The sequence below is a fragment of the Streptacidiphilus jeojiense genome (genome assembly GCF_000719095.1).
Classification (GTDB): Bacteria; Actinomycetota; Actinomycetes; order Streptomycetales; family Streptomycetaceae; genus Streptacidiphilus; species Streptacidiphilus jeojiensis.
Genome location: NZ_JOEH01000144.1, coordinates 1 through 200, shown reverse-complemented (window position 1 = coordinate 200; position 200 = coordinate 1). Strand labels below are relative to the sequence as shown.

Sequence of the window (200 nt, the reverse complement as noted above, 5' to 3'; positions counted from 1 at the left end):
GGGTGGAGCTGACCGGTACTAATAGGCCGAGGGCTTGTCCATAGTTGCTACGCGTCCACTGTGTTGTTCTGAAGAAACGACCCCCGCTTCCGGCGGCGATTTGGTTGATATCTTCATAGTGTTTCGGTGGTCATAGCGTGAGGGAAACGCCCGGTAACATCCCGAACCCGGAAGCTAAGCCTCACAGCGCCGATGGTACT

General features: G+C 56.0%; 1 rRNA gene. It reads left to right on the top strand.

From position 1 onward, the window contains the following. Positions 1-122 precede the first annotated feature (122 nt). Positions 123-200: ribosomal RNA gene (gene rrf, locus IF29_RS45745) — 5S ribosomal RNA — on the top strand; the annotation flags it as partial.